Origin of the sequence: Streptomyces sp. NPDC058964 (genome assembly GCF_042741275.1) — a bacterium.
Classification (GTDB): Bacteria; Actinomycetota; Actinomycetes; order Streptomycetales; family Streptomycetaceae; genus Streptomyces.
This window is the reverse complement of the sequence record NZ_JBHYKH010000492.1, coordinates 1-6,850: the sequence shown is the minus strand read 5'-3', so window position 1 is coordinate 6,850 and position 6,850 is coordinate 1. Positions and strand designations below refer to the sequence as shown.

The 6,850-nt window shown below is 73.9% G+C and carries 4 protein-coding genes and 1 pseudogene; all 5 read right to left on the bottom strand.

Translation table 11 applies throughout. The annotated features are described in order from the left end of the window. Window positions 1-104 precede the first annotated feature (104 nt). The gene (locus ACFW2E_RS38085; RefSeq protein WP_384473985.1) at window positions 105-1,004 is read right to left on the bottom strand and encodes a phosphoribosylaminoimidazolesuccinocarboxamide synthase; all 900 of its coding nucleotides are present in this window, start codon (window positions 1,002-1,004) and stop codon (window positions 105-107) included. Window positions 1,005-1,073: 69 nt separating this feature from the next. Continuing rightward, a complete protein-coding gene (locus tag ACFW2E_RS38080; protein ID WP_384473982.1) occupies window positions 1,074-2,576 on the bottom strand; it encodes a N,N-dimethylformamidase beta subunit family domain-containing protein in 1,503 nt (500 codons plus the stop codon). A 183-nt stretch (window positions 2,577-2,759) separates the two neighbouring features. Further along, complete coding sequence (locus ACFW2E_RS38075) at window positions 2,760-4,595, bottom strand: hypothetical protein (RefSeq protein ID WP_384473988.1); 1,836 nt, start codon at window positions 4,593-4,595, stop codon at window positions 2,760-2,762. Between the two features lie 274 nt (window positions 4,596-4,869). Then, complete coding sequence (purD, locus tag ACFW2E_RS38070) at window positions 4,870-6,123, bottom strand: phosphoribosylamine--glycine ligase (RefSeq protein WP_384473979.1); 1,254 nt, start codon at window positions 6,121-6,123, stop codon at window positions 4,870-4,872. A gap of 128 nt (window positions 6,124-6,251) precedes the next feature. Continuing rightward, window positions 6,252-6,850, bottom strand: a pseudogene (locus tag ACFW2E_RS38065) (DNA polymerase III subunit gamma and tau); the annotation flags it as partial.

Here is a 6,850-nt window from a genome sequence, read left to right as displayed (position 1 = left end):
GCGCGGCCTTCCCCCCCCCCGTCCCCCACCCCACCGGACCCCCCCCCTTACACCGGGGGGCCAATTGCGCGCCCCCCCCGGCGGGGCCGGGGCCCAACGTCGTCTCACGACCAGCCGATGCCCGTCAGGCGCTCGTACGCCTCCACGTACTTCGCCCGGGTCGCCTCCACCACGTGCTGCGGCAGCGGCGGCGGGGGCTGCTCGCTCCTGCGGTCCCAGCCGGACTCGGCGGAGGTCAGCCAGTCGCGCACGAACTGCTTGTCGTACGACGGCTGCGCGCGGCCCGGCTCCCACTGGTCGGCCGGCCAGAAGCGGGATGAGTCCGGGGTGAGGACCTCGTCGGCCAGCACGAGGCTCTCGCCCTCGAAACCGAACTCGAACTTGGTGTCCGCGAGGATGATCCCGCGGTCGCGGGCGATGTCCCGGGCGCGGTTGTAGACGGCCAGGGTGGCCTGGCGCAGCCGTGCGGCGGTGTCCGCGCCGACCTGACGGGCGACCTCCTCGTACGACACGTTCTCGTCGTGCTCGCCGACCGCGGCCTTGGTGGCCGGGGTGAAGATCGGGGCGGGCAGCTCGGAGCCGTCGACGAGGCCCTCGGGGAGGGCGAGGCCGCAGACGGTGCGGGACTCCCGGTACTCGGCGAGGCCCGAGCCGGTGAGGTAGCCGCGGGCGACGCACTCGACCGGGACCATCCTCAGCGACTTGCAGACCAGGGTGCGCCCGGCCCAGTCGGCGGGGGCGCCCTCCGGCAGGTCGGTGCTGATGACGTGGTTGGGGACCAGGTCGGCGAGCTGGTCGAACCACCACAGGGAGAGCTGGGTGAGGACCCGGCCCTTGTCGGGGATCTCGGTGGGCAGCACCCAGTCGTAGGCGGACATGCGGTCGCTGGCGACCATCACGAGGTCGCCCGCCTCGTTCTGGTACAGCTCGCGCACCTTGCCGGTGTGCAGATGCACCAGACCCGGAACCTGGATCGGCTCGGGCTTTTCGACGAATCCGGACACGGTTCCTCCCCGTGGTTCTGTCCAATGGCTCGATTGTCCCGTATCGGGTGGCCGGACTCGGACAGCGGGTCAGTCGCGCTTGCAGATGCGGTCGAGGAGGTTGGCGGTGGCGCGCTGGATCCGGGTGTCGACGTGGCCGGGCCGGTCCAGGGCCGGTGACCAGGCGAACGTCCCGGACGCGAAGACCAGGGCGCCGGAGGGGGCGCGGTAGAGGGAGGTCTCCTGGTGGCGCAGGACGCCCTCGCTGTCGGTGTAGGGGGAGTGGGCGAGGAGGATGCGCTCCTCGTGGTCGGGCAGCGTGGTGCGCGGGAAGTAGCGGTCGGCCTCGCCCGCCACCAGGCCCTCCAGCTCGTCGCCCTCGCCCGCGCCGGTCGCTTCCCACAGCCAGTGGCCGGCGTTGCGCACGACCAGGGGGTGTGGTTCGGGGACCCGGCCCGCGTACTGGATGCCGACCAGCTGCTGTTCGGGGCGGTCGATCTCGCGCCAGAGCACGGGCCGGCCCGGTCCCTTGCGTTTGCGGCAGGTCAGGAGGCGGTCGGGAACGCCGGAGGGGGCGGGGCCCAGCTCCACCTGCCAGTACATGGTGTTGGCGGAGAGGAAGACGAGCGAGGTGCCGCTCTCCCGGGCGATCTCCACCGTGCGGCGCATCCGCGTCGACCAGTACTCGTCGTGGCCGGGGAAGACCAGGCCCCGGTAGCGGGTGGGGTCGACGCGTCCGCCGTGCAGGTCGCGGGCGTCGGCGTAGGCGAGGTCGTAGCCGTACCGTTCCGCCCAGCGGATGAAGTCGTACGCGTGACCGACGTGCAGGGGCAGGCCCGCCCCCGCGTAGGGGCGGTCGAAGGAGACCGTGGTCGCGGCGTCGGCCTCGCCGAGCAGCCGGCCCTTGTCGTCCCAGGCGTGGTAGAGGCTGGCGCCGGTGTGGCCGTCCTCCGGGTAGAGGTTGTAGGCCTGCCAGGTGATGTCGGGGAGCAGCAGGAGCAGGTCCGCGGGGTGGCTGTCGCGGATCGTGAACGGCACGTGGGAACGGTAGCCGTCGGCGGTGGTGAGGACGGCCACGTAGGCGCCGTTGCTCCAGTACGACGGGACCTGCAGCCGCCAGGACAGCCACCAGTGGTGGCAGGAGACCGTGCGGTCGGCGGTCAGCGGCTGGGGCTGGACGATGCCGGACAGCCGCGGACTGGTGGTGATCTTGGCGGCGCCGTCGCCGCCGTAGTGGCCGATGCGGTAGATGTCCACGCTGAACTGCTGGGGCGGGTCGACGGTGATGTGGAAGTCGATGGCCTCGCCCGGGGCGACCGCGCCGGTGGAGGTGAACCCCTTGATCTGGCGGTGGACGTCGTCGGCCGAGCGGGGGCCGCCCGCGGGGCGCGGTGCCGGTACGCGCGGGACGCCGGTGCCGGTCCGGTGGGTGTGCTGCTGGGTGGCGTCCACGTACCAGGGGACGACATGGCCGGTGTCGTCGAAGTACGTCTCGCTGCCACGCAGCCAGGGGACCGGTCCCAGGCCGAAGGGGTCGGTGACGGCGTGCGCGAGTGCTCCCGACTCCCAGCGGCGGATCTGCTCGGATCCCATGGTCGCTCCCCTCCCTCGGGCCCCCGTGATGTGCGTGCGATGCGGCTGTCGTATGTCGTAAGCCCTTGCCATGTGCGCGATCGGTCCCAGCACATCACATAACGCACGCGCACAGTCACTATTCGTTGCGAATTGACCTGAACTGGAAGAGGTCCCTCCGCTACGGCGGTGCATCCGCCCAGGTCAGACGAGCCGTACCGGCTTCTCGGGACGTATCCCCGACTCGATCAGCCAGGCGCGAAGCGGGTCCGGATCCCCTTCCTCGGTCAGGCTGAGGACCCGGGAGGTCAGATCGGCGGCCCGCTCGCCGTTGATGAGGAGGGACGGGCCGTCGAGCCAGTCGAGGCCGGGCATCGCGCCGGCCGTGTCCATCGCGGCGCAGCACACCATCGCCGTGACGTGGTCGGCGAGGAGCTCGCGGGCGGTGCGCGGGGGCTGGAGGGGGAAGAGGGGCAGGGATCCGTCGTCCCAGAGGGCGGCTCCCGGGCTCTGGCCGTGGGCGGTCGACCCGGTGGGCCGTGCGGCGGTCGCCGAGGCCTCCTCACGGGCCACCTCGGCACTGATCCGGGCGGCGAGGGCCGCACCGCGCCGGCTTCCGGCGTCAGCCTCCGGCTCGTCGCCGTACCCGGACGTTTCGGGGACACCGGTCACGGGGCCGGCGTCGAGGGCGCCGGAGTGTGCCGCGCCTGACTCGCCGCGATGCGCGCCGGTCTCCGGGAAGGGGTGGACCTCGGCGCCGCCCGGCGCGGCAGCCAGGTGGTCCAGGACGCGGGACAGGGTGGGTCCGCCGGGGTCGGGGGCGGTGGGGTCGGGGGCGGCGCGGACACCGAGGGAGTCCAGGACGCGGTGGAGCCGGGCCGCGTCGGTGCGCCATTTCCGGTCCACCACCTCGTCCGGGTACTCCTGCCAGTCCACCGGGCACCAGTGCGGGCCCTGCTCGGCGGGGCCGCCGTGGAAGAGGCGGGCGGCGAGCAGCGAGGCGGCCTCGTCGACCGCGCCGGGCTCCTCCAGCAGGTCGCAGGCGGGGCGCTCACCCAGACGGGAGGCGAAGCCCTCGGCCAGTCGGTCACGGCGGGACAGCTCGGTCAGCGCCGCCACGACGCCCGCGTCCAGCCGGGCGGGCCAGCGGCCCATCCGCCAGGCCGGGAGCGCCACCCGGGTCAGCAGCCGGTCCCAGCCCGCGTACGCCAGCCCCACCTGCTCCTGCGCGACGATCCGCAGCCCGTAGTCCACAGCCTGTGCACGCTCGGCGGCCGCGGCGGCCACGCCCCGTTCCATCTCGGCCGCGTGCTCCCGGCAGCCGCGCAGCAGCAGGCGTGCCACCCAGCCGACGCCCGCGAGCACCGTGCGGGAGAGCGGGCCGCGGCCGGGCGCCGAGGTCACGGCCACCGCCGCGTCCAGACCGCGTACGAAGCGGCGGGCGGCGGCTATGTCCGGGTGGGCAGAGGGGCCCGTGCCGGCGACGACCGGGGCGAGGACCGCGCGCAGCTCGCCGACCCGCATCCACCACAGGAACGGGGAGCCGATGACGAGCACGGGCGCGGCGGCCGTACGCCGGTGGGAGCGGCGCCCCGGGTGCGCCAGCTCGTCGTGACGTTCCGGCGGGGGCGGACCGTGGGCCGGATGGGTACGGTCCTCCAGCCAGCTGTCGCAGTCCGGGGTGAGCGCTATGGCGGAGGGCGCGGGGACGTCGAGCCGGTCGGCGAGGTCGCGCACCATCCGGTACAGATCGGGGGCCGAGTCCTCCGCGATCGGGACCGTCGGGCTCACGGCGGGACGGGCGCGGGCGACCACCAGGGCGATGCCCGCGGCGGCCAGCAGCACCAGCAGCGCGGCCGCGCTCGTGGTCCAGCGGGCGAGGTCCCAGCCCCGGCCGACGAGATGGCCCGTGGAACCGCCGGCCAGCAGGATCACAGCGGCCGCCGCGGGCAGCAGGGCGACGGCCAGCGCCCGGCCGCGGATGCGCAGCACGGCAAGAGCCCGGGAACGCGCGGCCTGCGCGCCCGCCTCCACACCCATACCGGTCACGACCGGACGTCACCCCCTCCCTGATGCCCTGGTGCTGTTCCTGGCTTTGCTCACTCCCCCACTGTGGCACCCACCGGTGACATCGCAATGCCGGTGGGCCAAGTGCCGGAACGCTTGCGCCGCACCCTAGTTGGGGCCTCGGCCCCCGTCAGCCGGATGGGGCATTGCTCACTCGATGGAATGGCCTTGGTCAGAGGTGGATGACGGACAGCAATGATCAGGCCCCGGATTTCTCCGGGGCCTGACACGAGGACGAGGAGGGCGGTTACGCGCCCGCCGCCGCCTTCGCGGCGATGTCCGTACGGTGCTGGGACCCGTCGAGGCCGATGCGGGCCACGGCCGCGTACGCCCGCTCACGGGCCTTGGTGAGGTCCTTGCCGGTGGCCGTGACGGACAGGACGCGGCCGCCCGCGCTGACGATCGCGTCGCCGTCGTGCCTGGTGCCCGCGTGCAGGACGTACGCGTGCGGGGCGTCCTCGGCGGCCACCCGGTCGAGGCCGGTGATCGGGTCGCCGGTGCGCGGGGTGCCGGGGTAGTTGTGCGAGGCGACGACCACCGTGACCGCCGCGTCGTCGCTCCAGCGCAGGGGCGCCAGGTCCTCGAGGGTGCCGTTCGCGGCGGCGAGCAGGACGCCGGCCAGCGGCGTCTTCAGGCGGGCCAGGACCACCTGGGTCTCCGGGTCGCCGAAGCGGGCGTTGAACTCGATGACCCGTACGCCGCGCGAGGTGATCGCGAGGCCGGCGTAGAGCAGGCCGGAGAAGGGGGTGCCGCGGCGGCGCATCTCGTCGACCGTGGGCTGCAGGACGGTCTGCAGGACCTCTTCCACGAGCTTCGGGTCGGCCCAGGGGAGCGGGGAGTACGCGCCCATGCCGCCGGTGTTCGGGCCCTGGTCGTCGTCGAGGGCCCGCTTGAAGTCCTGCGCCGGCTGGAGCGGGACGACGGTCTCCCCGTCGGTGATCGCGAAGAGGGACACCTCAGGGCCGTCGAGGAACTCCTCGATGACCACGCGTTCGCAGTCGGCCGCGTGCGCCTTGGCCGCGTCGAGGTCGTGCGTGACGACCACGCCCTTGCCCGCGGCCAGACCGTCGTCCTTGACGACGTAGGGGGCGCCGAAGGCGTCGAGGGCCTCGGCCGCCTCCTCTTCGGTCGTGCAGACGTAGGACCGGGCGGTGGGCACTCCTGCGGCCGCCATCACGTCCTTGGCGAAGGCCTTGGAACCCTCGATCTGCGCGGCCTCCTTCGAGGGGCCGAAGACCGGGATGCCCGCCTCGCGCACGGCGTCGGCGACCCCGGCGACCAGGGGGGCCTCCGGGCCGACGACCACGAGGTCGGCTTCGAGCTCCGTGGCCAGCGCGGACACGGCCTTGCCGTCCAGGGCGTCCACCTGGTGCAGCTCGGCGGCCTCGGCGATGCCGGCGTTGCCGGGGGCGCAGTGCAGCGCGGTGACGTCGGGGTCGAGGGACAGAGAGCGGCACAGGGCGTGTTCGCGGGCGCCGCTGCCGATGACGAGGACCTTCACGGGGTCAGCCTATCCGCCCTGGGCCGGGTGCTTTGTGCGGGCTTCCGAAGGCGGGCGGGCGAGTGCGCTGTGCGTTCCTCCAAAGAAGCGTCCCCGGTCGCCGTTTCGGCCACCCGCCCCCGGCCCGGCTACTCGTTGGAGAACTCCTCGACCACGGTCGCTCCCAGCTCCCGCACGATGAGCTCGTGCCCGGAGAGGGCCGACTCGTCGAGGTCGGGGTCGTCGTCCTCCGGGATGTCGTCCTCCGGGGCCACCGGAGGCGGCTCGGGGGCGGCCGCCGGCCGGGATGCCGGGGCCGGAGCGGGCGCTGCCGGGGCCGATGTCTGGGTCTGGCGGGCCGCCGGGGCCGACTGGGGCGCGGCAGGGCGCTGCGCGGGCGCCGCGCCGGGAGCACCGCCGTACCCACCGCCGCCCGGGCTGCCGTGGCCGCCGGTGCCGCCTGCGCCGTAGGTGGAGGAGCCGCCGGACGGCGGGGGTGCCGAGCCGCCCGACGGGTCGACGATCGCCTCGACCTTCCACTGCACGCCGAACTGCTCGGCCAGCGCCTGCCGCAGTACGTCCTCGCTGCCGCTGCCGGCGAAGTTGTCGCGGGCGCCGGCGTTCACGAAGCCGAGCTGGAGGGTGGTGCCGTCGAAGCCCGTGACCTGGGCGTTCTGGCTGAGCAGGATCCAGGTGAAGCGACGGCGGTTCTTGACCGCCTCCAGGATGTTCGGCCAGAGCACACGGG

Bases quoted from the DNA above. Each gene is read 5' to 3' on its own strand.
- ACFW2E_RS38080 (WP_384473982.1), bottom strand. From the start codon at position 2,576: ATGGGATCCGAGCAGATCCGCCGCTGGGAGTCGGGAGCACTCGCGCAC.
- ACFW2E_RS38075 (WP_384473988.1), bottom strand. From the start codon at position 4,595: ATGGGTGTGGAGGCGGGCGCGCAGGCCGCGCGTTCCCGGGCTCTTGCC.